The sequence below is a fragment of the Nitratireductor sp. GZWM139 genome (genome assembly GCF_030068685.1).
In the GTDB taxonomy this organism is placed as follows: domain Bacteria; phylum Pseudomonadota; class Alphaproteobacteria; order Rhizobiales; family Rhizobiaceae; genus Nitratireductor; species Nitratireductor aquimarinus.
This window is the reverse complement of sequence record NZ_JAMQML010000003.1, coordinates 303599-329142: the sequence shown is the minus strand read 5'-3', so window position 1 is coordinate 329142 and position 25544 is coordinate 303599. Positions and strand designations below refer to the sequence as shown.

Below are 25544 nucleotides of genomic sequence, written 5' to 3'. Positions count from 1 at the left end.
AGGAGCAGATGGCCAGTTTCGAATTCTACGGCGTTATCGTTGCTGCCGCTCTCCTCGCCACGCTGGTGGGGATCGGGTTTCATTCGATCATCGCAGAGCCAACCGAAAAACGAAGCTCCAGAGCACTCGCCGCCGCGATAGCCGTCGGCGTGGTGGTTCTGGGATCGATTGCGCTCGTGTTCGTGTAGAAGAAGCGTCGCCGGCCACGCGCGGCGAACGCCTGCCTCATCAAAATGCCTTGCCCATCCGGAAGAACAGCCGCGCGCCCGGATCTTCCTGCGCCTCCGGCCTGGTCCAGGGCAGTGCTGCGCCCACTTCAAACAACAGGCTCTCATTCAGCACGCCGCCCATGGTGAGACCATAAGAGCCCAGTCCCTGCTGCACGAGCACATCGCCCGTCCCGTGGTTCCACGCCGAAGCGTAATCGGCAAAAGCCGTGAAGGACAGGAACGGCAGCGCCGAGAGCCCCGTATCCACACGGTGGCCAAGCTCCACCGCCGCCGCAGCCACACTGTCGCCCATCAGGGCGCCTGCATCGAAGGCACGCCCATAGGCCTGCCCGCCCAGCGCGAATTGAACGGAGGCCGGCAATGCAGTGGGTGAATACTGGCCGGCAGCGCGAACACGAAAGCTGAAATGCTCACCCAGCGGGCGGGAATAATCCATCGAGCCGCGCAGATAGTGATAACTCCCCGGCACATCGCCAAGATCGAGATCGGAAACCACACCGAAATTGATCCCGGCCTCGGCGGAGAGCGAACCTTCACCCAGAACGCGGTCATAGGTCAGGGAAAACCCTGCCCGGCGCACACGGCTGCGCGAGACCGGCATCCCCATCACATCCACATGATCGTTGTGAATGACGACCTCGGCCCGCCCGACAAGGCTCTGCTGCAGGCTTCGCAGGAATGGGAAAGAAAGATAGCCCGTGCCGATCACCGATGCGATGCGGATATCCTGCGCACTGAGGTCACCACCCGGTTTCTGACCGATATAGGCAAGGCTGTAGCCTGCCTTCAGGCCATCATGGCCTATCGGCATGTCCTGTGCGAGCTGAAGAAAGACCATTTCCTGCGGATTGTCGGGAATGGTGAGCCCCAGAAGACTCGTCGTTTCAAAACGACCAAACAGATCGTTGAACTCCGCACTGGCGAGCAGTTCCAGCGGCCCGACGCTGCTCGACCCATAATTATCAAGAGAAATGACACCGGAGCGTGGCGAAAAGCCGACCTTGAGCTTCAGGAGACCACCGGCGCTCGGTGTTTCAGGGCGTACGAACGTGCCCTCGATCTCCAGCCCGCCCAGATCACTCATCAGAAGGAGAACCCGCTCCGCCTCTTTCACGCGGATCGGCTGCATGGCGAGAATACGATCGATATAGGGCGCAAGACGCTGCTCGATCCCGGGCAGATCGCTCGTGATCTCCACGCGCTGCACATAACCTTCATAGACCTGCAGGCGTACGCGCCCGGAGGCGAAATCCTGCACCGGTACGACAGTCATGGAGTAATAGCCGGCGGCGAGATAGGCCGCATCCACCGCATCGGCAATCCGGTAAAGCTCGGCCATGGTGATGGTCTTGCCAAGCTGGTCCTGCCAGATTGGAGCCAGCGCTTCCAGCGGCAGGCTGCGCGCGCCATCAACACTGACCGAGCGAAGTTGAATGCGCACGCCTTCCGCATCGGCATCGGAAACGCGTTTGCGCTGATCTTCAACCCTGATGTCCACCGTGCCCAGCGCCTGAGGCGGGGTGAAACGCTGCAGAATGACCGTTTGGCCGGCAACCGTGCGTTCAACCGGCGTTGACTGGGCGAAAGCCGTCTGCGGCATCAGCGCCGCAGACAGGAGTAAAGCCGCAAGAAATGCGTGACGGCTCTTGCCACGCACTGAAGACATCGCCTGCATTTCGTTCAACGCTTCCAATTATTCGGCGGGGGTCATGGAGAAGGGATGTCCCAGCGCCACCGAGACCGCATCAAAAATGCGGGAGGCAGGCGACGAGCAGCTCACATCGGTCGGGTTGTCCGGCAGCACATCTTCATCCGCGCAATCGCCCGAGCGGATGTCGCTGTTGCCCTGAACGACGACCGTGATGTCATGCGCCGTATTATAGAAGAGCGTCGTGTTGTAGCCCGGAAGCTCGCCGGTATGGCCAACCCAGCCGCCCGTGCAGCCCATGCCGATGCCGTAGCCCATGGGTTCGGGGAACGAGCGCAGACGAACCTCCTGCGCCTCTTCTCCCAAAAGCCCCTGCCCCGTGCCCAGGGCACGCCCATAAGTGAGGAGATCGTCGAGGTTCGAGATCATTTCACCAGCGGTCCAGCCCCAGGACGGGTTCCAGTGCGTCGCGTTGGAAGGGTTCTCCGGCGTCGCCGCATTGCCCTGCAGTGTAAAGCCCTGCGGGAAGGGTTCAGGGATCTCCGTGCTGTCGCCCGGCCAGACCGTATTCTTCAGGCCCAGCTTGTCGAACACCATCGTCTTCAGGGCTTCGGCGATGGGCATCCCGGTCACCTGTTCGATGACCATGCCCAGAAGAACCGTGTTGGTGTTGGAGTAGTCGAAGGCCTCGCCCGGCTCGAACACCGGCGAATCGGGAATGGCGAAAGCCAGAAGCTGCTCGGGCTTGTAGACCACCTGCGGATGCTCAAGGAAAACCTCCAGAAAAGGCTCGGCCCGCGTGTAGCTGGAAACGCCACTGGTCATGTTGGCCAGATGACGAAGCGTGATCTTGTCGCCATTCGGAACGCCCGGCACATAGGTCTCGATCTTATCGTCGAGGGAGAGCTTTCCCGCTTCCACGAGCTGCATCAACAGCGTGCCGGTGAAGGTCTTGGTGATCGAACCGATGCGGGTGTGCATGCCCACTTCCATCGGAGCACCGGTTGCGGGATCGGCCACGCCCCAGGCCCCGCTCCAGTGCCCCTCAGGCGTGCGCACGCCAACGATGAAGCCCGGCGCTGCGGCTTTGCCCAGCGCATCGCGAACCGCCGCATCAAGCTTTTGCGCAAGTGCGTCCGGCAGCGGCGTCTGCGTCATTGCGGCGGTAGGCGCTGCAGCGATGACGGCAGCCGGATCGGCGACACAGGCCTGCGCCGCCGCTGCCCCTGCGGACACGCACAGCGCTGCACCTGCCGTTGCCGCGAGCAGCGTTGCACGCCCCGTGATCTTTTTGGAGATGCCGGATTTCGTCATGTTGCTCTGCCCCTTGATGTGCGAAACGGCCCCGTCCGTCTTGCCAGAGGGGCTCGGCTCCACCAGTCTGAATCGGGTTTCGGTATGACGCGGGCTCGCCGGCAAACAAAGTGATGAAACGGTTCAATTTTGGTATAAAACCATCCCCGGACACGTGAAATCGGCGATGCGCGGATTCGCTTCTGAAGAGCGAGCATGACCAGCGCCAGAAGACAGGCAACTTATTGACACAGGTCGAACTCGACATCGCTGGCGGCGCGCTGCGGCGGGAGGGCGAAACCCTGCCATTGCGCCCGAAGACCCTGGCCGTTCTTCTTGCGCTCATCGAGCGGCAGGGCGAGACGGTCAGTCAGGACGAGTTGCGCCGACTGATATGGGGAAACCGGCACGGCAGCGATGCCGGCCCGAAACAGTGCATCCGGGAGTTGCGCCGCCTTCTGGGCGAGAGCGCCACCGCCCCCCGCTTCATTGAGACGGTTGGTCGCTACGGCTACAGGCTCTCCGGGCAAATCGACATTCCCGGCGCGAACACACCTTCCCCCTCCAGTGAACGCCCCCTGTGCGTGGGGCGCGAACGAGAACTGGAAGCACTCACCAAAAGCCTGACCGCCGCCCGCCGCGGCAATCGCGCCATCGCGCTGATCGCCGGAGAGAGCGGATCCGGCAAGACGCGCCTCGTCGACAGTTTTCTGGCCACCCTGACCGGCGCAGCCCCGGCCATGTGGATCGCGCATGGCCAGTGCCTGCCGCATCCGGGCGCCCGCGAGCCCTACGGCCCATTGCTCGAAATCCTCTCGCAGATCGTCAATGCCCGCCCCGTCGCAAACCTGCCGCGCCTCCTGCGTGAAACGGCCCCCACCTGGCTGGGGCATCTGCCCGGAGCCGATCACGGCCACAACCCGGCAACGTTCGACCCCGGCCAGAAATTCGGCCCCGACCGTCCGGACCCGATGCCGCGCGAATTCACGCTTCTCATGGAGCGGATCACCCGCGAACAGCCGGGCATACTGGTTCTGGAGGATCTGCACTGGTCCGACCAGAGCACACTCGCCTGGCTCTGCGCCTGGGGGCTGCAGCGCACACCCGCGCGCCTGATGGTGCTCGTCACCTATCGTTTCGATGAGGTGGATACTGCGGACGAACTCGCCACGACACTCAGCCACCTGAATCGGCAACCGGGCATCCAGACGCTGGCTCTGGAGGGGCTTGGCGCAGAAGCCGTGCATGACTATCTGGCGCAGCGCTTTCCCGGCAACGCATTTCCGCCCTCGCTCGCTGCCGCTCTGGCCCACCGCACGGAAGGTCACGCCATCCTCGTCGAAGCGGTCACGGAGCAATGGCTGCGGAATGGCGATATCGGTCGGGCGGCCGGACGCTGGCAGTTGAACCGCCCCGAGAAAGAACTGGTTCTGGCAATCGCCCCCGGCGTGCGTGACGTGATTTCAGCAGAAGTTGGCCGCCTCACACCGGCCGAGCGCCAGCTTCTGGAAGCTGCGAGCGTCGCCGGACCACGTTTCTCTGCCGCTGCCATGGCCGACACGCGGGAAGCACGGGAAGACGTCGAACACAGGCTGGAGAACCTTGCCCGCAATCGCCGCTTCATTGAACAGGCCGGCGTGAGCCAACAGCCCGATGGCACGCTCGCCACGCGCTATGCCTTCCGGCATGCGCTTTATCATGAAGCGATCTATGACGGCATCCCCGCCGCCATCCGGCAGGGCCTGCACCAGCGCATCGGCGACCGGCTCGAGACCATCTTTGCATCCGACGCTGCCGAAGTGGCGACAACGCTTGCAGACCATTTCGAGCGCGCGGCAGACTGGCTGAAGGCAGCCCGGTATCGGGGGCTCTCCGGCATACGCGCGCTTGATCGCGGCGCAGCCCATGACGCCGCCACGCAGCTTCGTCAGGCGCTTGCGCTTCACGAACGCTGTCCGGATGCCGACAGAAGCCAGAGCGCAGCCGAACTCAGGACACTTCTCGGCCTCGGCGCGGCGCTGATCGTCTCCGAGGGTTTTACGCGCGAAGAACTCAGGGCCGTCTACAAACGGGCCAGCACGCTCGCCCTTGAGGTGGGCGACCCTGCCGAAATCGCCCCGGTTCTGGCCGGCATGTGGAACTACCATCTCTCGCGCGCGGAATTCGGCAAGGCCGAAGAGATCGCCCTCGGTCTTCGCAACCTTTCAGCAAACGTCCCCGTGCAGATCGCCATGGCAACGCACAACGCCATTGGTCAGACCGCGTTCTTCACCGGATCCCTTGCGGCCAGCCTGCCTGAGATCGATGCCGCATTGTCCCTGCATGAGGGTGCCGAAGAGGAAGCCGGCGACACGCTGCTCGGCGAAAATGCGGGCATTGTCTGCCGACAATACGCCGCCTGCGTGCAGCAAATTCTCGGAAATGATGCAGAGGCCGACGCGCATTTGACGGCGGGCATGCGCGAAGCCGAAGCGCTCGATCAACCGTTCGGACAGGCCCAGATGTTCTGGGCAGGCGCGATCATTGCCCGCGAGCGTGGCGATGCGGCGCTCACGCTGGAGCGCGCGCAGCGCATGATCGAGACCTGCCGGCGCGCCGACATTCCCTACTGGATCCCTCCGGGAAACATGCTGGCTGGATGGGCGCGCGCAATGCTCGGAGACCCCGCAGGCGAGGAGCAGCTGCGCAATGGCCTCACCGCCTATGAGGCGATGAACGCGCGCCTGACCCTGCCCTATGGTCTGGGACTATTTGCCGAAGTTCTTCTCCACGACGGCAGGACCTCCGACGCGCTCAACACGCTCCGCCGCGCACTGCGCCTCGTTCGCTCCACCGGCGAGTGCTGGTATGAAGCCGAGCTTCACCGCCTCTGGGCGAAGCTGGCGCAGCAGACAGGACGGCCCAAGAACGCGCAACGCGCCCTCGAAAGAGCGCTCAACATTGCCCGCCGGCAGGGCGCAATCGCCTTTGAGAAGCAGGCTTTGGCGCAACTGGCGGAAATCAGCCTGAAAGCCTAGCCAGCGTTGATGCGGGATTACGCGCAGGCAGCGCGCAGACCGTCGCCCGGACCAAGAAAATCGGGCACGCAGATCCGATTGCGCCCGTTGCGCTTTGCCCGGTAGAGCTGGCTGTCCGCAATCGTCATGAGCACCGAGAAGTCAGCCCTGCTTTCCGCAAAGGCCACACCGATGCTCACGCTTAGCGGCACGACCATGTCAGACGGCGTGCGCAGCCCCAGCCGCTCGACATCGGCGCGCACCTTCTCAGCAAGCTGCACCCCGTCATCAAACGAAGCGGCTTCAACAAACACACCGAATTCCTCGCCACCGATGCGCGCCGCAAGCCCGGTCTCGCCAACCACGTTTCGGATAACGCTGGCAATGGCGCAAAGCGCCTGATCGCCGACCAGATGACCGTGCGTGTCATTGATGTTCTTGAAGTCATCCGCATCAATGACCAGCAGAACCCCGCCTGCCCCGCGCTGACCGATCTCATCCAGATCGGTGACAAACGAGCTGCGGTTCAGCAATCTCGTCATCCCGTCCGTGCGCGCGGCAATGGCCAGTTCGTCATATACATCGGCAAGCTCTGTGTGCGCTGCTTCCAGCTGCGCATGCGCAAGCGCGATCCGGTGGTTCTGGTAGAATGTGTAGGTGCACGTGGGAAATGCGATCAAAAGCGGACACAGAATGCTCATGATCACCGGAAACCAGTTGATCCCGCCGCCAGCCAGGCTGAGCACAGCCCAGCAGATCACCAGCGAGGCGATGATGGACATAAAGGTGGCGACTGCCGCTTTGAACAATACGAGCTTCATGCCCGCGGCGATTATCAGCGCATGTGTTGCGAGCCGGTTAAGAACGCAGACTGCCCACAGGACAAGCGATGGGCCATGCTTCCAGCACGCTTCCCTGCATCAGAACCTGTAGGACGCGCCCAGACGCAGACCGTGCGTTTTCAGCCCGATGCGCGAGGGGTTTGCGCCATCGTTGAAAACACGGCGACCAAAATCGCTGTAGCGATACTCACTTTTCAGAATGAGCCTGTTTCCCACGGCAAAGTCGACGCCGCCACCCAGCGTCCAGCCGACATGGATTTTCCGTCCACCCGGATCGAACACACCGTTGCCATGCATTCCCACAAAGCGCACGTCAGCGATTGCCGGACCAGCCGCAAGATAGGGCATGCGCCGATCCACCACATAACCGAGCCGTCCGCGCAGCGCCGCTATCCAGTCGAGCCGGGAACGCGCGACGTAACCCGGCGAAATCTGAAATCCGCCCCGCGTGTAGAAATGGCTCCTGCCTTCGGCACGCAGCCATGCCCCATCCAGCTCAACGCCGGCAACGACATTGCGGGTGACCTGTCGCTGATAACCCGCATGGAGGCCCGCAAAGAATGCGCTGACATCCGCCCGGGAATGGTCACCGACCGCGTAGGCCTGATGCAGAGCGCCGCGCAAATTTCCCACCTGCACCCCGGCATAAAAGCCATTCCAGTCAGACGCCGTTGAAAAAAACGCCGCGTCGGGTTCGGCGGACAGCGCCCTTGAAAGCGACAGAAAAAGAACCGCCGAAACGAGACATACCGTGCGCATTGTCATGCCTCTCTGCGCGTGCATTCAAGACAGGCAAGTGCATGCTCAAAAAATGAAAATTTAGTTGCACGGCAAATTAAATAGCGTCGCCTCTCCCTCTCTGTTCCGGCCCGGTGCGCGATTTCACACCCACGCGGTGCGGCAAAAGGGAGCGCTGCGCAGGAACCGCTCGTCAGGCTTCGCGCTTGTGGATATGATCGATAATTATTGACTCATACCCAAACGATCATTATCGATCATACCAGGGAGGATAAATTGACAAGTACGCGCCACCGTTTTCCGCAGGAACGCCAGCAGCAGATGATCGACGTGATCGTCGAGCGTAAGCGCGTGGGCACGGCCGAGCTTGCCAAACTCCTCAAGATTTCACTGCCGACGGTTCGCCGTGACCTGACGGTCCTGGAGCAGGCCGGCATCGTTGCCAGAACCCATGGCGGCGTGGTCGCGCGCGGCATTGGCGAGGGCGACACCGAACCGCTCTTCCTGGAGAAGGTGCGCCACCATCAGACACTCAAGCAGCGTATCGGCCAGAAGGCCGCCGCCAGCATTGAAGACGGTCAGGTGGCGCTGCTCGATTCCGGCACCACGGCGCTGGCCACCGCTCACGCATTGGCGGGAAGGCGCATCACCGTGGTGACGATGGACATAAAAGTCGCCGAGGCAGCCGCTGTCGGGCCAACCGAGGTCCACATCGTCGGTGGCCGTGTGAGAAACGGCTATTTCAGCCTGGTCGGCAACTGGGCGAAGACCGCGCTCGCCACCATTCAGGCCGACATCTGCTTCATCGCCGCCGACGCCATCGATGAAGGCGGCGTGACGACGGCAACCTTCGACGAGGCCGAGACCAAGCGGCTCGCCATGTCACGCGCCAAGCGCACCGTGGTCATCACCGATCACAGCAAATTCGGCAAACGCGTGTTCGCAGAAGTCTGCGGGCTCGACGCCATCGACGAACTCATCACCGACAGGGACGCGGAGGATCTGATTGCGCCCTATCGGAAGCTGATACCGGCCATAACGCTCGCCTGAGGGGGGCGGCCGACAACAAGAAAGAAAGGCACGGAATGTCAAAGTTCAAGCAGCTCTTCGGCGACAGGAAACCCATCATCTCGATGGTGCATCTTCTGCCGATGCCCGGCTCACCGCTCTATGATGCGGATGCGGGCATTGACGGCATTGTCGCCGCAGCGCGCAAGGATCTCACCGCCCTGCAGGAAGCCGATGTCGATGCGGTGATGTTCGGCAATGAGAACGACCGCCCCTATGAGCTCAAGGTCGACATCGCCTCCACCGCCGCCATGGCCTATGTGATCGGCCAGCTGCGCAGCGAGATCAAGAAGCCTTTCGGCGTCAACGTTCTGTGGGATCCGATGAGCACCGTGGCGCTCGCAACGGCAACCGGCGCTTCCTTCGTCCGCGAAATCTTCACCGGCACCTATGCCTCCGACATGGGCCCGTGGACGCCGAATGCCGGCGAGGCGCTGCGCTACCGCAACCGCCTTGGCCGTGACGATCTGGTGATGCTCTACAACGTGTCGGCCGAATTCGCCGATTCCATGGACAAGCGCCCGCTGGCCGACCGCGCCCGCTCTGCCGTCTTCTCCTCCATTCCCGACGCCGTGCTCGTTTCGGGCGCAATCACCGGCGAGGCCGCCGAGATGACCGATCTCAAATCGGTCAAGGAAAAGGTCACCGACACACCGGTTCTGGCCAATACGGGCGTTCGCCACAACACCGTGGCCGACATTCTCAAGATCGCCGATGGCTGCATCGTGGGCTCGTCGCTCAAGGTCGACGGCAACACCTGGAACCCGGTCGATCCAGAGCGGGCCAGGGAGTTCATGCAGATCGTAAAAGCCGCCCGCGGCGGCTAACCATCGGGACCTGGGGAGGAAGACCATGGACGCAAGACAGGACACCACAGGCTCACACTTAAAGAGCCTGGGAATATTGACGGCGCTGATATTCGTTGCGCTTGCAATCGCCAGTCCGACATTCCTGTCATCGTCAAACCTCAAATCCATGGGCTTCCAGTTCCCCGAATTCGGGCTTCTGTCCCTTGCAGTCCTGCCGACGATGATTTCCGGTGGCATCGACCTTTCGGTCGTCGCCATCGCCAATCTGGCCTCCATCGTGGCCGCGGTGACCATGAAAGCCGGACCGGAAGTGGCATGGCTCGCCATCCCCGCCGGTCTCGCCGTGGGGCTCGTCTGCGGCGCGTTCAACGGCTTTCTCATCGCCTATCTGCGGCTGCCGCCCATCCTCGCGACGCTCGGCAGCATGCAGCTCTTCGCCGGCATCGGCATCATCATCACGCGCGGCCCGGCCATCACCGGTCTTCCCGACTGGTACACGGCGTTCGGCAACTGGACGATCGGCGGCGTGCTCCCGCTTCCGCTTGTGCTGTTTGCACTGGTAGCCTCGGGCCTTGCCTTCCTTCTGCGCCGCACGCCGGTGGGCATGCGTCTGCGCCTGTTTGGCGCAAACCCGGTCGCCGCCGATTTCGCCGGTGTGCCCGGCAAGAAGCTGATCATCCAGATCTACGCAATCGCCGGCTTTATCGCCGCACTTGCCGGTCTGGTGGTTCTGGCGCGTGTCAACTCGGCCAATGCCGACTATGGCAGCTCCTATCTGCTGCTCGTCATCCTCATCAACATCCTTGCCGGCGTCAGCCCGGCCGGCGGTTTCGGCACCGTCACCGGCGTGGCTCTGGCCGTGATCTGCCTGCAGTTCATCTCCAGCGGGCTCAACATTCTCTCCTTCAGCGCCTTCTCCCGCGACCTCTTCTTCGGCGGCCTGCTCATTGCGGTCATGTCCTATCGCGCGGCTTTCGGTTCCTTCGATGTGAAGGCGTTCTTCAAACGAAAGGCTCACCAATCATGAAAGAGCGTCTCCGCTCCCTGCTCAAAACCCTGATGCTGACACCGGGCCTGTCCGGGCATGAAGACCGCGTGCGCCGCCGCATCGAGAAAGAGCTCGCCGATCTGCCGCTTTCCATGCGCACGGATCGCCTCGGCAATCTGATCGCCACACTGGAAGGTGACGAAGGTGCACCCTCCGTCATGCTGTTCGCCCACACCGACCAGCTCGGCTTCATGGTGCGCAAGATCGAGGATAACGGTCTGGTGCGCATCGAGCGGCTGGGCGGCATCCCGGAAAAGGCCCTGCCCGCGCAGGCCGTTCTGTTCTGCGTCGGCGAGGGCCGCGATGTGCAGGGCGTCATTGCCAACAAGAGCCATCACGCCACGCCGCCGGAAGAGAAATACAAGGTCACGCCCTATCAGGAAGTGTTCATCGATGTGGGCGCGGAAGACGCCGAGGGCGTCAAGGCGCTGGGCATCGAGATCGGCACGCCGGTGGTCTATGACCCGCGCGTCATTGAACTCAATGAAAACCGCCTGATCGGCACTTCGGTCGATGACCGCGCGGGCTGTGCCGTCATCGTCGAGGTCGCCCGCGCACTCGCCGCTGAAGGCCCGCGCCCAACGGTGCATTTCGTCTTCGCCGTGCTGGAGGAGTTCAATCTTCAGGGCGCAATGGTCGCGGCCCGCGCGATCAACCCCGACATTGCCATCCAGCTCGATCTGGCGCTCAACGCCGACACGCCCGACATGACCCAGCGCGGTGAAGTCGCGCTCGGCAACGGCCCGGCGATGAGCCTCTACTCGTTCCACGGACGCGGCACGCTGAACGGCACGATCCCGCACCCTGCCCTGCCAAAGCTCTTCTCCGACACGGCTTCATCCGAGGGGATCAATCTCCAGCGCACGGCCCACACGGGTGCACTGACCGATTCCTCCTATGTTCAGCTCGTCAATGAGGGCGTGGCCTGTATCGATATGTGCTTCCCCTGCCGCTACACGCACACCTCGCTTGAAATGTGCGACCTGCGCGATCTGGAAGCCCTCACGAAACTGCTGATCGCCGCGATCCGCCGGGTCGACGCCGGTTTCAGCCTCAACCGGGATGACTACACCTGATGGATTGCTACCTCGGCATCGACATCGGAACCTTCGAAACAAAGGGCGTTCTGGCCGACGGTCAGGGACGCATTCTGGCCACGGCAAAGCGACGGCACGATATGATCGTGCCGCAGCCCGGCTGGGCCGAACATGACGCCGAGAAAGACTGGTGGGGCGAGTTCTGCGCCATAAGCAAAGAACTGATCGCCACCACCGGCATCGCCCCCGGCGACATCAAGGCCGTGGCGGCAAGCGGTATCGGCCCCTGCATGCTGCCGGTCGATGAAGACGGCAAGCCGCTGATGAACGCCGTGCTCTATGGCGTCGACACCCGCGCTTCCGAGGAGATCGAGGAACTGACCGCGGAGATCGGCGAGGAGACGCTGCTTGCCGAATGCGGCAACACCCTCACCTCCCAGTCGGTCGGCCCCAAGATCCTGTGGCTGAAGAAGAACCGGCCCGAGCTTTATGCCCGCACCCACAAGGTGATGAACTCCTCATCCTTCCTGGTGCACCGGCTGACGGGACGCTTCGTCATCGATCATTATTCCGCGTCTTCCTCAAGCCCGCTCTACGACATCCAGGCCAACCGGTGGAGCGACCGTTACGCCGACCGCATCATCGCGCCCGAGCGTCTTCCGGAGCTTCTCTGGAGCACCGAGATTGCGGGCCATGTCACGGAACAGGCGGCGAAGGAAACCGGGCTTGCGCCCGGCACGCCGGTCACCGCAGGCACCATCGATGCGGCGGCGGAGGCCGTCAGCGTCGGTGTTCTGGGAACCGGCGAAATGATGATGATGTATGGCTCGACCATGTTCATCATCCTCGTTACGGATCACCGCGTGGAGGATGGGCGGCTGTGGTATGCGCCATGGCTTTTCGAGGGACAGCACGCCTGCATGTCCGGCACCTCCACCAGCGGCACGCTCACCCGCTGGTTTCAGGAACAGTTCGCCCGCGAGCTGGACGCCGAAGAGGCGCTGCGGCTGCTCGCCGAAGAGGCGCAGGGCGCGCCGGTCGGCGCAAATGGCATCGTGGTCCTGCCCTATTTCTCCGGCGAACGCACGCCGATCCACGATCCCCATGCGCGCGGCGTCATTTTCGGCCTCGACCTCACCCACACGCGGGCAGACCTCTATCGCGGTTTCCTCGAGGGCATCGCCTATGGCGTGACGTCGGTGATCGAGACCTATGAGGGTGCCGGCGCAGCGATCGAGCGCATCGCCGCCGTCGGCGGCGGCACCAAGAACGCCGTCTGGTCGCAGGCCATCTCGGATGCGAGCGGCAAGACACAGGACGTGGCGGCCAACACGGTCGGCGCAGCATTCGGCAACGCATTTCTCGCAGCCGTCGCCGTGGGAGCGGCCGGGCGCGACGACATCCGGCGCTGGAACCCGATGGAGCGGCGCATCGCGCCGCAGGAGGAGAACCGCGCCGTCTATGACGCGCGCTATCGCACATTCAAGGAATTGTACGCCCGCAACAGCGATCTGATGAGGGGAGCGGAACAGCGGACGTCCGATGAAGCCTGACTGACGGCCATCCCGGCCGACGGGGCGCACTGGAAGTGTATCAAGAGGAGGAAAACATGGCTTTGAATTTGAGGAAACTGACCGCCGGCGTGGCGCTCGGCGCCGCGCTGATCGTCGGGGCCGGCGCCGTTACGCACGCGCAGGATGCCAAGCACTCCATCGTGACGGTGGTGAAGCTTTCGGGCATCGCCTGGTTCAACCGCATGGAAGACGGCGTCAATGAATACGCCGCAGAAACCGGCCACGATGCAACGCAGGTTGGACCGGCTTCCGCCGACGCGGCGCTGCAGGTGCAGATGATCGAAGACCTGATCGCCAAGAAGGTCGACGCCATCACCGTCGTGCCGAATTCGCCGGAGGCTCTGGAACCGGTTCTCGGCAAGGCGCTCGACGCCGGCATCAAGGTCATCGGCCACGAGGCGTCCAGCCTCCAGAACATCACCTATGACGTGGAAGCCTTCGACAATGCGGCCTATGGCCGTCACCTGATGGAAGCGCTCGCACAGGCCATGGGCGGCGAAGGCGAATATGCCGTGTTCGTCGGCCATCTGACCGCCAAGACCCACAATGAATGGGTCGACGCCGCCATCGAGTACCAGAAAGAAAAATACCCGAACATGACGCTTGTCACCGACAAGCTGGAGAGCAACGAGCAGCAGCAGACCGCCTACCAGAAGACCAAGGAGCTTCTGCGCACCTATCCGAACCTGAAGGGCATTCAGGGCTCGGCAGGCGAAGATGTCGTGGGTGCGGCTCTGGCCGTTGAAGAAGCCGGTCTCGACGGCAAGGTCAAGATCGTCGGCACCAGCCTCGTTTCGGTTGCCGGCCCTTATCTGGAGACCGGCGCCATCGAGATGATCTCCTTCTGGGATCCCGCGAAGGCAGGCATCGCCATGAACAAGGTCGCTTCCATGGCCATCGCAGGTGAAGAGATCACCGACGGCATGGACCTCGGCGTCGAGGGCTACAACGCCATCAAGCTCGACGGCAAGGTGCTCTACGGCCAGGCCTGGGTCGATGTCACCACGGACAACATGAGCGAATACGACTTCTGATCGTAGCGTGTTGACGTGACCGGAAACGAGAGACGCATGGAGCCCGCCTGCGGTCCTGGCATCAGGACCGGCAGCCGTCTGCGCGCCTCTCGATCCAACCGCCGCCGGGCCTTGTGCGCCCGGCGGCCTTGCCTGAACAACAGAGATTTCCCATGAACGACGAAGCGAGCGGAAGCACGCCCATCCTGCAGATGCGGGACATCCGCAAGGCCTACGGGCCGGTGCGCGTGCTCGAAGACGTCAATCTCGAACTGAGCACCGGTGAGGTGCGCTGTCTGGCCGGCGAGAACGGCTCGGGCAAATCGACACTGATCAAGATCCTGTCAGGCGTGGTGAGCGCGGACGCAGGCCAGGTTTCGCTGAACGGCCGCCAGTTGGGCAACGACCCGATGGGCGCCATCACCGCCGGCCTTTCGGTCATCTATCAGGACTTTTCACTGTTTCCCAATCTGAGCGTCTGCGAAAACATCGGCTTCCTGACCTCGGTTACCTCCGCAGACGTGCTGCACAAACGCAGCGCGCGCCGCAGGCTGGCCATCGACACGCTGAAGCGCATGCAGGTGGAGATCGACCCCGACACGCCGGTCGAACTCCTCCCCGTCGCGTCCAAACAGCTCGTCGCCATCGCCCGCGCGCTCGCCAACAGGGCGCGCATCATCGTCATGGATGAGCCGACCACCGCGCTGACCCGCAGCGAGGTCGCCCATCTTCTCGAGATCGTCGGCGCACTGAAGAAGGAAGGCGTTTCCTTCCTGTTCGTCAGCCACAAGATCGAAGAGGTTTTCGCCGTCTGCGACACGGTCACCGTGCTGCGCGATGGCTCCGTGGTGGTGGAAGGCCCCATCGGCGAATTCGATACCGAGCGCCTGGTCGAGGCCATGACTGGCCGTTCCGTGGACAGTCAGCGACTGCCGCGCGAAGAAAGCCCGGTCCAGCGCCCGTTCCTCGCCGCCAGCGGCCTCGGCCGTCGCGGCAATTTCGTCGATGTCGATCTGGAGCTGCGTCCGGGCGAGATCGTCTCCGTGGTCGGCCTTCTCGGCTCCGGCCGCACCGAACTCGCCCAGACCCTGTTCGGCTACATGAAGCCGGATGCCGGGCGCATCGAGATCGATGGCGAGGCCGTCACCTTCAAAAGCCAGCACGACGCCATCGAGCGGGGCATCGCCTATGTGCCGGAAGACCGGCTGACGGAAGGGCTCTTCCTCAACCAGTCGATCCGCGACAACATCACCGTCTCCAGCCTGGAAAAGTCGACTCATTTCGGCATCGTCAGCGCCGCAAGCCTGTTGCAGCGGGCACGCGACGCGGTGAAGAACCTGCGGATCAAGACGCCTGACGTAACACCCGCCGTGGCGACGCTTTCGGGCGGCAACCAGCAGCGCGTCGTGCTGGCGCGCTGGATGGAGATCGATCCCCGGCTTCTCATTCTCAACGGCCCGACGGTCGGCGTCGATGTGGGATCCAAACGCGAGATCCACGAACTGCTCGTTTCGCTCAGCCGCAGCGGCACGGCGGTCATGGTCGTCACTGACGACATCGCCGAGGCCATCGCTTTGTCCGACCGCATTTTGGTGATGGTGCGCGGGCGCATCACCGCAGGCTTCGACGCCGCGACGGTGGACGAAGACACACTCTACAACGAAGTCATCAGGGAGGACCGGACATGAACGCGCTTGCCCGCATCTTTGCAACCCCGCAGGGCATCGTGTTCCTCGTCGCGCTGCTTTTCGCAGTCGTTCTCGGCCTGCTGAACCCGGCCTTCTTCACGCCCTCCACGCTGATCGACCTTGCCCGCAACGGGCTGGTGACCGGCATTTTTGCGCTGGGCGTGATGATGGTCCTGGCCTCCGGCGGCATAGATGTCTCGCACACCGCCATCGGCGCCTTCGCCATGTATGCGACCATGAAGATCGTGCTGGGCATCGATCTCGACCTGCCGATCATCGCCTATTTCGTCATCGCCGCCGCCATTGGCGCGGGGCTCGGGCTCGTCAACGGCCTGCTCATCGGCGGTCTGGGCCTCAACACGCTGATCGTCACGCTCGGCACGCTTTCCTTCTTCCGCGGCGCGCTGCTCACCTTCCTTGGCACCACCTACATCACCTCGGTGCCGCGTGAAGTGATCAATTTCTCCCGCACCATCCTCATCCGCATCGAGAACGCGGTCGGCCAGATGGTGTCGCTTCCCGCCTCCTTCCTCGTGCTCGTGGCGGTCACCATTGCGCTCGCCATCATCATGAACTTCACCCTGTTCGGGCGGAAGGTCTACGCAATCGGCGGTTCGGAAGAAGCAGCCCAGCGCATCGGCATCCGCATCAAGCGGGTCAAGGTGCTGATCTATGTGATCGCCGGCGCGATTGCCGGTCTTGCCGGCATGACGCATGTGACGCTCTCGCGCATGGCCAACCCGTTCGATCTCGTCGGCATGGAGCTTAACGTCATCGCCGCCGTGGTTCTGGGCGGGGCGCGCATCACCGGCGGGCACGGAACCGTGCTCGGCACGCTTCTCGGGGTGTTCGTGATCACCATGATCAACACCACGCTGCTGATGGCCGGGGTTCCGTCCTACTGGCAGAAATTCGTCATCGGCTGTCTGATCATTGTGGGCACCGGCCTGCCCATCGTCTTCGACCGTCTGGCAAAACACCGCCAGCGCATGGCGCGCCCGCTGGAAGCCTGAACGCCGGCTTGAACACACCCCCTTGGAGGACAAGGCATGAAAAAGATCCTGAACAACCCCGCAGACTATGTCGATGAAATGCTCGAAGGCATGATCGCGGCCCATCCCGAAACCTATGCGCAGCCGGTGCGCCGCGTGATTGCGCGGGCAGCGGGCGCGAAGAAGGGCAAGGTCGGCATTGTGACGGGCGGCGGCTCCGGCCATCTCCCGATCTTCACCGGCTATGTGGGCACCGGCCTGCTCGATGCCTGCGCCATTGGCGACGTGTTCGCCAGCCCCTCCGCCGAGCAGATGGCCGAGGCGATCCGACTGGCCGATGGCGGCGCGGGCGTGCTGCGCCTTTATGGCAATTACGGCGGCGATGTCATGAATTTCGACATGGCCGGCGAAATGGCCGAGATGGAACACGACATCCGCACCACCACCGTGCTTCTGACCGACGATGTGGTTTCAGCCCCGAAGGAAGAGGCCGAGAAGCGGCGCGGCGTGGCCGGCATGGTCTATGCCTTCAAGATCGCAGGCGCTGCCGCCGAGCGCGGCGACGACCTGGATGAAGTCACCCGCATCGCCCGGAAAACCGCTGATGCCTGCCGCTCCATCGGCATGGCGCTGACGCCCTGCACCATCCCGCAGGCAGGCAAGCCAACCTTCGAGATCGGCGAGACGGAAATGGAAATGGGCATGGGCATCCATGGCGAGCCCGGCATCTGGCGCGACGCGATCAAACCCGCCGACGAAATTGCAGAAGAAATGCTGGAGCGCCTCATGGCCGACCAGCCTCTGGCAAAGGGCGACCGTATTTCCATTCTCGTGAACTCGCTTGGCGCAACGCCCGCCGAAGAGCTCTACATTCTCTACCGCCACGCAAAGCAAAAGCTTGATGCGCTCGGTGTCGAGATCGTGATGCCGCTGGTTGGCCGCTACGCGACCTCCATGGAGATGACGGGCGCGACCATAACGGTCGTCAAGCTGGACGAAGAGCTTGAAACCCTGCTCAAAGCCCCGGCAGAATGCGCTTTCTGGCGCGTATAGGGAGAGGACGCGATGATCGACAGTTCAACCATCGCGACAGCGTTGCGCGGCATCGCCGCTCAAACCGCGACTGCCAGCGAGGAGCTGTGCAGCGCCGACGGCGCACTCGGTGACGGCGATCTCGGCATCACGGTTTCCAAGGGGTTTGCCGAAGCCGCAGAAACCGAGCTTCCCGACGATGTGGGCATGGCGCTTTTTGCAGTCGCCAAGGCCTTCCAGCGCGTCTCGTCATCCTCCTATGGAACGCTGCTGGCCACCGGTTTCATGGCTGCCGCGAAGCTGGAGAAGGGAAAGACGGAAATTGCGCCGGACGACATTCCGGGCCTCGTCGCCGCCGCCCGCGACGCCATGATGGCGCGCGGCAAAGGCAATCTCGGCGACAAGACGGTGCTCGACAGCCTCGACGCCATCGCAGAGGCGCTCGAAGGCGCAGCGCCGGAAACCATGGTCGACACGGCCATCACCGCCGCCGGCGACGCCGTTGAACAGTTCCGCAACCAGCCCAACAGGCTCGGCCGCGCCCGTATGTTCGGCGAGAAGAGCATAGGACTGGCCGACCCCGGCCAACTGGCCTTTCTGCGCATCGTCGAAGGGCTGAAACACGGCTAGAGCAATTCCAGGAAAAGCGGGAACGCTCTAGCCACATGCCGGCGGTGCGCATCACCGCCGGTTTTCCGGCGACAGGCAAAACTGCCTGCCCCCGCAACACCCTATCCGATAGTGGTGCTGGCTCGGGTTTCGCCATTCAGGCATACTGCCCCTCCTGACTGGTTCATTCCACAGACCAGATCATTGAGGGGCGCATGTGCTTTGTTAAGCGGACATGGCGATTTACCATCAAGGCGATGGTGCTTTTGTTCGCCCATAACCGCCCCTTCCCCATGAGCAATAACCGGCACTTCGGGCAGGTTCGCCAGATCTGCATGCCCGCGAACAAGGTGTGGACGCACAACACGCATTCAGCCGCAATGCATAACGCGCCAGCAGAAATGGGAGGCTAGCATGTCGACGTCGTACGACCAGATTATCGCCCTGATCATCGCGCTCTCCAGCGGAGAAGCAGATGACATGCATTTCCGAACGATCATGGAAGGTGGCGCACAGAAGGCCTATCCGGTCGCGCTTGCGCCATGCCCGCGCCCCCTTGGAAGAACGGAGATCGAAGGCAAAACCATCGTCTGTGGCACGGTGACGGTTCCCGAAGATCACGCGCAGCCCGAAGCGGGAACGCTTGATCTGGTCTTTACGGTTCTGCGCTCCAATTCCTCCTATCCCGCCCCCGATCCCGTCGTGCATCTGCATGGCGGTCCCGGAGCGGGGGTGCTTGGCGGACTACGGAAATTCGCGGAGATATTCGATCCCTGGCGTGACACGCGGGACATCGTGATCTTCGATCAGCGCGCCGCCGGTCTCTCGGCGCGTTCCACCACCTGCTATGACGCACTCACCATCAATGTGATCGACATTGCCAAGGAGACAATCACCTCCACCGAAACCGAGGAGGATACGGTGCGGCCATCGAAACTGGTGGCGGACTGTGTGCGGGAACTGCAGGAAGCAGGCGTCGGACTTGAGAACTTCAACACCTATCAGAATGCGCTCGACGTGCGTGCGGTGGTGAAAACGCTCGGATATGAAACCTACAATCTCTACGGCATATCATACGGCACGAAACTCTCACTGGAAGTCATGCGCAGCGCACCGGAAGGACTGCGCTCGGTCATCATCGATGGCGTCGCACCGCCAGCGATCCATCTCTATGACACGCTTGCGGTGCCGGAGCATGAGGCCATTCTCGCCTTCCTGGCGGAATGCAAGGCAGACGAAGCCTGCAACCGGGCTTATCCGGACCTCGGCCAGAAGCTCAACGAAGCCTATGACAACGCTCTTGCCGGCAAGGTCCGGATTCAGGGCGCGACCATGCCGCCGCAGATCGTTTCCGTCCTGCTCAGCAAGCGCAACGGGCAGTACGGACAGGGCAGCTACACGGCCTATATACCCGCAGCGATCTATGAGATGGCGCGCGGCGAAGAGATGCCGACGGTGGCCATGCTTGTCGAAAAAGAGCTGAGCTTTCCCCTGCCCGGCGCCACAGACGCCCGCAATGCAGCAAAGAAACTGACAGATGCAGAAGAGCGTCTCGTAAACATCGTGCTGGCCGAAGCGGAAGCGCTGAAAGCAAGCGACAGCGCGCTCGACCTGACCATACAGGAACTCAAGGACGCACTGTTGCGCGACCGCACCTTCGGTCCTCTTGCAGCCCTTTTCGATGAAGAGATGTCAAAGGCGATCGGCCCGCTTACCACCAACCCGGAACGCCTGCGGGCCGCGGTGATCGACTATGCCGCCATGCAGAACGCAACGCCCTCGAAGGATCTTCTGCGCAATTTTGTCAGCCAGTATTTCGATGGCGCGGCGCAGCAACGACTTCAGGCGCTGGTCACGGCAATGTCGGATAGCGAGGTGCAGAAGGCCTTCGACGCCATCAGGGCCGCGACAGCACGTCTGGAGAAGGACATTCTCGGCAGCTCGCACCTGTGGATCTACGCCTGCCAGGAAGACCGGCCCTACAACAGCCTCGAGCGCTACAGGGAGGTAACGGACGGGCTTGAGTACGGGCGCATCATCCGATCAGGCTGGGACAGGATGGCCCAGGATTTCTACACGGTGTGCGAACTCTTCGAACCGCAGCCGCGTGAGGGGTTTCACGACCCGGTCGTCAGCGACATTCCAACCCTCTCAATCGGCTCGACATGGGATGTGCAGACCGCGGCAAGCTGGGCGCAGCTGGCCACCGAGACGCTGAGCAACAGCCAGTCCTTCATCATTCCCGAAGCCGGGCATGGCGCGGTGGTCTATCAGCCCTGCGTCGTGGATATGGGGGTGGCTTTCATCAACGACCCGAGCCGCAAGCTGGACAATAGCTGTGCGGAAAGCGCCAGACCGACATTCTACATTGCTCCCTGGGTAGAAGAAGCTTCGCAAGCGCAGGACCCGTGAGGCGCCAGCATCTCATTCACCGGCGCTTCACAGGGCGTTTATGCGCAGAACAAGGGAATGAACCGCGCTAAGGCCCGGCCGCTTCAACCAGATAGCGTCCATTGACCCAGCCAGTCATGCTCTGGTCGCCGCCAAGTCCGATGCGGCACCAGCGGGACTTGGCCACCATGCGACAGCCGAGGTTGCGCACCCGGTCGCCATTGGCCAACTGGCCGATCACTGCGGACTTCGTGCCGGGCGCGGTCCGCACATTCAGGAGATCGTTGCGCGCAACACCGGACACCGCCCAGTAATCGGGACCACCGCTCAGACCGTCTGCAAAATCAGGATTGGCGCTGCGTCCCGCACCATCGGCTTCGATGTCGACGGAAAGCCGGTAATTGGCCACTTCATCGCGGCGGGCCGCACTGCGCATCATGTAGACGCGGATGCGATAATCGCCATCGGCCGGCAGGACACCGGTATATTCGTTCCCGGCGACCGACCCCGTGTGAATGGCCGTCTCGCTGCCAGCCGGCAGCAGGTTGAAGTAATTCGCCAGATTGTCGGTGCCGAGATCAATGGCAATGCGCTGGCCGCGTCTTGCGCCCAGAACGTAATCGACAATCTCATATCCCTTGATCCGGCCATTGATCGTTGTGCCGGAGCGACCCGCCTCGAACTGCACCCGGACCTCACGGAGGTCCTGCGCGGACGCCGGCGACCAGGCAAGCGCCGCAACCAGAAGAACAAAACCCAGAATGCGCATTGCAGATCTCCTTTATCGGCGCACAGAAACCGTGTCACCCGATCCTCAGGGTACCGGGCAGATCCCCGCTGCTCAACCGAACCCTGTCGCTTCAGGCCCTGCAATCGGCGGCGCTGGCCGCCGCCACCGTCTGATAGCGGCCATCGGCCGTGACAACCCGGGCGCATGTGCCCGTGGACGCCTTCCACCAATAGGCTGTCAGTCCCTGGGTTCTGGCCAGCGTGTAGCCACGCGCCATGAGCTGGGTCTCACCGCCAGCGCCCCGCGCGCCGACCAGATCTGCAATGTCTGCCGGCGGCCCGCCAGCCGGTGCAGACGCAGCCATCGAAGCCTGCCCGCATTCGGTCGGACCAACCGGATCGACGCTCTGATAGCGTCCATCGCTGGTCACCACCCGTACACAGTTTCCGCTGGCCGCGTTCCACCAATAGGCGGTCAGTCCCTGCGTTCTGGAAAGCGTGTAACCGCGCGCCATGAGCTGCGTTTCACCGCCAGCGCCCCGTGCGCCAACGAGATCGGAAACACCGGCCCCGCCGCCCGCAGGCTGCATGGTCGTCATGGGTTGTGATGTCTGGGTGTCGGACTGGCACCCCGCGAGCCCGACAACGAACAGGCATGCAAAAAGTCGCTTCATCATGGAAATACCCTCGCAAATTTCCCTCGCCTGCCGAGAGTATAAAATGCCGGCAAAACGTCTGCGACCGCGTAATTAGTGGTACGGAACACCGCTTCTTGCTGCGGGAATACGTGGGTTCACACGCTTTCGCGGAGGCGTTCCTTTTCCTGCGAGCCCGGCATGAACCTGTTTTCAGCGGCCCGCTTCCTGCCCTTCTTTGCTTCTTTCTGCTGCGACAGGAACCACGCCACGCCATACTGGATGGCGATGCCAATGCCCAGCAGGGCAGCGTCCGACGCAAAATCGGACTCATAGCGCAGCTTCAGCACCTGAAGCACGATTGCAAGAACCGAACCGGTGGCGAAAACGGCAAGCCCGTTCTTGCCCATCAGCTCAACGGGGCGGAAGACCGGCCACTGGAAGATGCGCAGAACCCAGGCGACATTGGTCAGCACATAGGCCAGCGCCAGCGCATGCAGAAGACGCGGGAGCGACAGGAAGGTCTTGTCGAAACCGGCAATGAAGAAAGGCAGCATCTTGCGGCCCGGCAGCGCCCCTGCCCTGAGCGACACCCAGATGCAGGAGAACACGAGGAAGGCCGTGCAGAGCCAGAACAGCCATGCGCGGTAAGGCACCAGCTTGCGCCCTTCCATCATGGAGAGCCCGCCGGCAATGCCCACGGCATAGATCAGCTGCCAGGCGACAGGGTTGAAGAACCAGCCGCCGGGATTGGGGTAATTGGGCAGGTTGAGCCGGAAGGTTCCCGCCAACAGCCACACGCCCACCGCAACACCGATCAGCGCCAGCGGACTGCGCAGGCCAATCATGATGTAGAGCGGCGAGATCACCAGCAGCACGGCATAGAGCGGCAGAATGTTGAAATAGCCAAGCTGGTGCCCGAGAAGCGGCAGCCCGACCATGGTCTCCAGCGGCTTTGCGAGCAGCGGGCCGAAATTGATACGGGTCAGCATCTCATACACGCCGAGATATAGCGCGCCGGCCGCCACAATGCCGATGGCGATGACCGAGGTCACGATGTGCGTGACGTAGAGCACACCGGCCCGCCGCCACACTTTCATGCAGGCCTCAAAGAACGGACCGCTGCGGAAACCGCGCGAATAGGCAAGACCAACCGCAATCCCGGACATGAGAACGAACGCCTCGGCCGCATCGGAAAAGCCGAAATTGCGCGACGTCAGGTTCTCATAAAGATTGCCCGGCACATGGTTGATGAAGATCGTGATCAGCGCGAGACCGCGAAACACGTCAAGGCGCTGGTCTCGGCCAACGCTTGCGGGAACGAAGGGTGCGTTCATGGCTGGGCCTTACCGCTCCGCGTCGGCGGCTTCAAATGCCGGCTCAGGAACCGGCCGGAATGCCGGCGCAGACGCCTCGGCGCCGCGCCAATGCGCGAGAATGGCCTCCTGCCGCAGCACGACGGGAGACGGGTTGCGGTCATCGGCGGTTTCAAACAGCCCCGCCTCGGCCGTGCCCAGCGCGCTTCGCGAACTCACATGAATGAGGATCGGCGCAAACACCTGTGGCCCTGCCACAAGAAGCAGCCAGCCGACATATTCAGGCGCAAACTGGAAAGCAAGGCCCAGCGTCACCAGACCCGTCGCGCTGATCCACCAGCTCGCAGACCAGGCTTCCGAAAGGCTGACGGACCCCGCCTCGCGATCCGTTGCCGGCCAGCCGCCATCCATGCCGAAGAAAACCTCAAGCACGGCGCGGCACTGATACATGAGCATGATCGGTGCGAGCAGGCTCGTCGAAAGGATCTCGGTCAGCGTGTTCAGGAGCGCGCGGCCGGTGCCGCCAAAAGTCTCGTTCACACCGCTGATCGCCCCGCGCGCCACGATCAGAAGCTTGGGCCCGATCAGAAGGCCGAACACACCGACCAGAAGCGTCAGCGCCAGCCCCTGCTCCACGCGCGGAAAGACCGCGGAGAGGCCGGGCTCCGGGAAATAGTCCGGCACGCCTTTCAGCGTGGGGGCTGCAATGGAGGCGATGATGAACAGCGCCCAGAGCGGCGACGCCACATAGGCCATGATGTTCTGCACGAAGACGAACCGGCTCCACGGCTTCAGGCCCGGGGCCACCATCACGCGGCCATGCTGGAGATTGCCCTGGCACCAGCGGCGGTCGCGCTTGGCGAAGTCCACCACATTGTCCGGCCCCTCTTCATATGAGCCCGTCAGATCGGGATCGACACGCACGGTCCAGCCATTGCGGGTCAAAAGCGCGGCCTCGACATAGTCATGGCTGAGAATATGCCCGCCAAAGGGCGGACGGCCCGAAAGCTCCGGCAGACCGCAGCTCTGGGCAAAGGCGCGGGTGCGCACAATCGCATTGTGGCCCCAGAAAGGACCGGCCGTGCCCTGCAACGCGGCCAGGCCGCGCGTGTAGATCGGGGAATAATAGCCGGTCGAAAACTGCATGGCGCGACCGAAGAAGGAGCGTGCGTGCACGATCTTCGGCAGGGTCTGCAGCAGGCCAAGCCGTGGATCGTCATCCATGCGCCGCACCATCTCGGCCATGGTCACGCCTTCCATCAGGCTGTCGGCATCGAGCACGATCATGTATTCGTAGAGCGCGCCGGATGTGCGGATGAAATCGGCGACATTGCCGGCCTTCTTGCCGGTGTTCTGCTCACGCCGGCGATAGAAGATGTCGGTATGCGCGCCGCATTCGAGCTGCAGCCGCTGGAACCAGCGCTCTTCCTTTTCCGCCACTTCGGGGTCGCGCGTATCCGACAGGATGGCGAAGTCAAAGCGGCCCGCCACACCAAGGGCATGCAGGCTGCCGATCATCGCCGCCACATGCGAGAAGGTCTTGACCGGATCTTCATTGTAGACCGGGACCAGAACCGCCGTGCGGGCGCTGGTCGGCACAAGTTCAAAGGTCTTGTCTTCACGCTTCAGCGGCAGGCTCAGAAGACCGTTGAACGCATAGGCAGCGCCCCATGCGAGCCAGCCAGTGCTGGCCGCCAGAAGCACGATCCTGACCGCGTCGATCCACTGGATGCCGTCAGCGGAAAAATAGCCGACGGCAAGCGAGGAGACGAGGCCAGCCATAAGCAGGCAGAACAGGATCGATAAAACGCGTCTTACGCTGACCATCACTCACTCATAATTGCCGGCATCATTGC

21 protein-coding genes are annotated in these 25544 nt (G+C 62.8%); 13 read left to right on the top strand and 8 right to left on the bottom strand.

From position 1 onward, the window contains the following. Positions 1 to 8 precede the first annotated feature (8 nt). The gene (locus NDI72_RS05650; RefSeq protein WP_206994839.1) at positions 9 to 188 is read left to right on the top strand and encodes a hypothetical protein; all 180 of its coding nucleotides are present in this window, start codon (positions 9 to 11) and stop codon (positions 186 to 188) included. A 40-nt stretch (positions 189 to 228) separates the two neighbouring features. Here the strand turns inward: NDI72_RS05650 and NDI72_RS05645 are convergent, their stop codons facing one another. After that, positions 229 to 1896 carry a ShlB/FhaC/HecB family hemolysin secretion/activation protein gene (locus tag NDI72_RS05645; protein WP_283799894.1) on the bottom strand — a complete coding sequence of 556 codons (1668 nt, stop codon included), beginning with the start codon at positions 1894 to 1896 and terminating at the stop codon, positions 229 to 231. A gap of 27 nt (positions 1897 to 1923) precedes the next feature. Continuing rightward, entirely contained in the window at positions 1924 to 3192 is a 1269-nt protein-coding gene (locus NDI72_RS05640; protein ID WP_283799893.1) for a serine hydrolase domain-containing protein, read from the bottom strand. A gap of 224 nt (positions 3193 to 3416) precedes the next feature. Between NDI72_RS05640 and NDI72_RS05635 the strand changes: the two genes are divergently transcribed. Continuing rightward, a complete protein-coding gene (locus tag NDI72_RS05635) occupies positions 3417 to 6188 on the top strand; it encodes an AAA family ATPase (RefSeq protein WP_283799892.1) in 2772 nt (923 codons plus the stop codon). 17 nt (positions 6189 to 6205) lie between these two features. On the opposite strand, the gene NDI72_RS05630 is transcribed toward NDI72_RS05635, so the two are convergent. Then, entirely contained in the window at positions 6206 to 6976 is a 771-nt protein-coding gene (locus NDI72_RS05630) for a GGDEF domain-containing protein (protein ID WP_224924567.1), read from the bottom strand. 111 nt (positions 6977 to 7087) lie between these two features. Then, positions 7088 to 7774, bottom strand: a complete 687-nt coding sequence (locus NDI72_RS05625; protein WP_206547765.1) for an outer membrane protein — start codon at positions 7772 to 7774, stop codon at positions 7088 to 7090. A gap of 249 nt (positions 7775 to 8023) precedes the next feature. Here NDI72_RS05625 and NDI72_RS05620 point away from each other — a divergent pair, with 249 nt between their 5' ends. The 11 genes from NDI72_RS05620 to NDI72_RS05570 all read left to right on the top strand — a co-directional run bounded on the left by NDI72_RS05620 (position 8024) and on the right by NDI72_RS05570 (position 21029). Then, the gene (locus tag NDI72_RS05620; RefSeq protein WP_206544121.1) at positions 8024 to 8797 is read left to right on the top strand and encodes a DeoR/GlpR family DNA-binding transcription regulator; all 774 of its coding nucleotides are present in this window, start codon (positions 8024 to 8026) and stop codon (positions 8795 to 8797) included. A 35-nt stretch (positions 8798 to 8832) separates the two neighbouring features. Beyond that, positions 8833 to 9642 (top strand): BtpA/SgcQ family protein, encoded by an 810-nt coding sequence (locus NDI72_RS05615; RefSeq protein ID WP_113152834.1) that lies wholly within the window; start codon positions 8833 to 8835, stop codon positions 9640 to 9642. Between the two features lie 76 nt (positions 9643 to 9718). After that, a complete protein-coding gene (locus NDI72_RS05610) occupies positions 9719 to 10651 on the top strand; it encodes an ABC transporter permease (RefSeq protein WP_222473999.1) in 933 nt (310 codons plus the stop codon). Next, on the top strand, positions 10648 to 11748 hold the full coding sequence (locus tag NDI72_RS05605) for a M42 family metallopeptidase (RefSeq protein WP_283799891.1): 1101 nt from the start codon (positions 10648 to 10650) through the stop codon (positions 11746 to 11748). Before NDI72_RS05610 ends, NDI72_RS05605 begins: the two co-directional genes overlap by 4 nt. Then, on the top strand, positions 11748 to 13262 hold the full coding sequence (locus NDI72_RS05600) for an FGGY-family carbohydrate kinase (protein WP_283799890.1): 1515 nt from the start codon (positions 11748 to 11750) through the stop codon (positions 13260 to 13262). The genes NDI72_RS05605 and NDI72_RS05600 overlap by 1 nt, the downstream gene beginning before the upstream one ends. A 56-nt stretch (positions 13263 to 13318) precedes the next feature. Beyond that, positions 13319 to 14317, top strand: coding sequence for an autoinducer 2 ABC transporter substrate-binding protein (locus tag NDI72_RS05595; protein WP_206544124.1), 999 nt, complete (start codon positions 13319 to 13321; stop codon positions 14315 to 14317). A 152-nt stretch (positions 14318 to 14469) separates the two neighbouring features. After that, entirely contained in the window at positions 14470 to 15984 is a 1515-nt protein-coding gene (locus NDI72_RS05590; protein ID WP_283799889.1) for a sugar ABC transporter ATP-binding protein, read from the top strand. Beyond that, the gene (locus NDI72_RS05585) at positions 15981 to 16997 is read left to right on the top strand and encodes an ABC transporter permease (protein WP_283799888.1); all 1017 of its coding nucleotides are present in this window, start codon (positions 15981 to 15983) and stop codon (positions 16995 to 16997) included. The genes NDI72_RS05590 and NDI72_RS05585 overlap by 4 nt, the downstream gene beginning before the upstream one ends. A gap of 36 nt (positions 16998 to 17033) precedes the next feature. Further along, the gene (locus NDI72_RS05580; protein WP_283799887.1) at positions 17034 to 18029 is read left to right on the top strand and encodes a dihydroxyacetone kinase subunit DhaK; all 996 of its coding nucleotides are present in this window, start codon (positions 17034 to 17036) and stop codon (positions 18027 to 18029) included. 12 nt (positions 18030 to 18041) lie between these two features. Beyond that, complete coding sequence (locus NDI72_RS05575; RefSeq protein WP_283799886.1) at positions 18042 to 18638, top strand: dihydroxyacetone kinase subunit L; 597 nt, start codon at positions 18042 to 18044, stop codon at positions 18636 to 18638. Between the two features lie 393 nt (positions 18639 to 19031). Then, positions 19032 to 21029, top strand: a complete 1998-nt coding sequence (locus NDI72_RS05570) for an alpha/beta fold hydrolase (protein ID WP_283799885.1) — start codon at positions 19032 to 19034, stop codon at positions 21027 to 21029. Positions 21030 to 21096: 67 nt separating this feature from the next. On the opposite strand, the gene NDI72_RS05565 is transcribed toward NDI72_RS05570, so the two are convergent. From NDI72_RS05565 to mdoH, 4 genes are all read right to left on the bottom strand, one after another. Further along, positions 21097 to 21777, bottom strand: coding sequence for an SH3 domain-containing protein (locus tag NDI72_RS05565; protein ID WP_206547771.1), 681 nt, complete (start codon positions 21775 to 21777; stop codon positions 21097 to 21099). Between the two features lie 91 nt (positions 21778 to 21868). Then, a complete protein-coding gene (locus NDI72_RS05560; protein ID WP_283799884.1) occupies positions 21869 to 22414 on the bottom strand; it encodes a hypothetical protein in 546 nt (181 codons plus the stop codon). 116 nt (positions 22415 to 22530) lie between these two features. Continuing rightward, entirely contained in the window at positions 22531 to 23709 is a 1179-nt protein-coding gene (locus NDI72_RS05555) for an OpgC family protein (RefSeq protein ID WP_283799883.1), read from the bottom strand. A gap of 9 nt (positions 23710 to 23718) precedes the next feature. After that, positions 23719 to 25515 carry a glucans biosynthesis glucosyltransferase MdoH gene (gene mdoH, locus NDI72_RS05550; protein WP_283799882.1) on the bottom strand — a complete coding sequence of 599 codons (1797 nt, stop codon included), beginning with the start codon at positions 25513 to 25515 and terminating at the stop codon, positions 23719 to 23721. Positions 25516 to 25544: the final 29 nt, after the last annotated feature.

Coding starts and splice junctions, on each gene's coding strand:
- NDI72_RS05650 (WP_206994839.1), top strand. CDS start 9: ATGGCCAGTTTCGAATTCTACGGCGTTATCGTTGCTGCCGCTCTCCTC.
- NDI72_RS05645 (WP_283799894.1), bottom strand. CDS start 1,896: ATGTCTTCAGTGCGTGGCAAGAGCCGTCACGCATTTCTTGCGGCTTTA.
- NDI72_RS05640 (WP_283799893.1), bottom strand. CDS start 3,192: ATGACGAAATCCGGCATCTCCAAAAAGATCACGGGGCGTGCAACGCTG.
- NDI72_RS05625 (WP_206547765.1), bottom strand. CDS start 7,774: ATGACAATGCGCACGGTATGTCTCGTTTCGGCGGTTCTTTTTCTGTCG.
- NDI72_RS05615 (WP_113152834.1), top strand. CDS start 8,833: ATGTCAAAGTTCAAGCAGCTCTTCGGCGACAGGAAACCCATCATCTCG.
- NDI72_RS05605 (WP_283799891.1), top strand. CDS start 10,648: ATGAAAGAGCGTCTCCGCTCCCTGCTCAAAACCCTGATGCTGACACCG.
- NDI72_RS05600 (WP_283799890.1), top strand. CDS start 11,748: ATGGATTGCTACCTCGGCATCGACATCGGAACCTTCGAAACAAAGGGC.
- NDI72_RS05595 (WP_206544124.1), top strand. CDS start 13,319: ATGGCTTTGAATTTGAGGAAACTGACCGCCGGCGTGGCGCTCGGCGCC.
- NDI72_RS05590 (WP_283799889.1), top strand. CDS start 14,470: ATGAACGACGAAGCGAGCGGAAGCACGCCCATCCTGCAGATGCGGGAC.
- NDI72_RS05585 (WP_283799888.1), top strand. CDS start 15,981: ATGAACGCGCTTGCCCGCATCTTTGCAACCCCGCAGGGCATCGTGTTC.
- NDI72_RS05580 (WP_283799887.1), top strand. CDS start 17,034: ATGAAAAAGATCCTGAACAACCCCGCAGACTATGTCGATGAAATGCTC.
- NDI72_RS05575 (WP_283799886.1), top strand. CDS start 18,042: ATGATCGACAGTTCAACCATCGCGACAGCGTTGCGCGGCATCGCCGCT.
- NDI72_RS05570 (WP_283799885.1), top strand. CDS start 19,032: ATGTCGACGTCGTACGACCAGATTATCGCCCTGATCATCGCGCTCTCC.
- NDI72_RS05565 (WP_206547771.1), bottom strand. CDS start 21,777: ATGCGCATTCTGGGTTTTGTTCTTCTGGTTGCGGCGCTTGCCTGGTCG.
- NDI72_RS05560 (WP_283799884.1), bottom strand. CDS start 22,414: ATGATGAAGCGACTTTTTGCATGCCTGTTCGTTGTCGGGCTCGCGGGG.
- NDI72_RS05555 (WP_283799883.1), bottom strand. CDS start 23,709: ATGAACGCACCCTTCGTTCCCGCAAGCGTTGGCCGAGACCAGCGCCTT.
- mdoH (WP_283799882.1), bottom strand. CDS start 25,515: ATGGTCAGCGTAAGACGCGTTTTATCGATCCTGTTCTGCCTGCTTATG.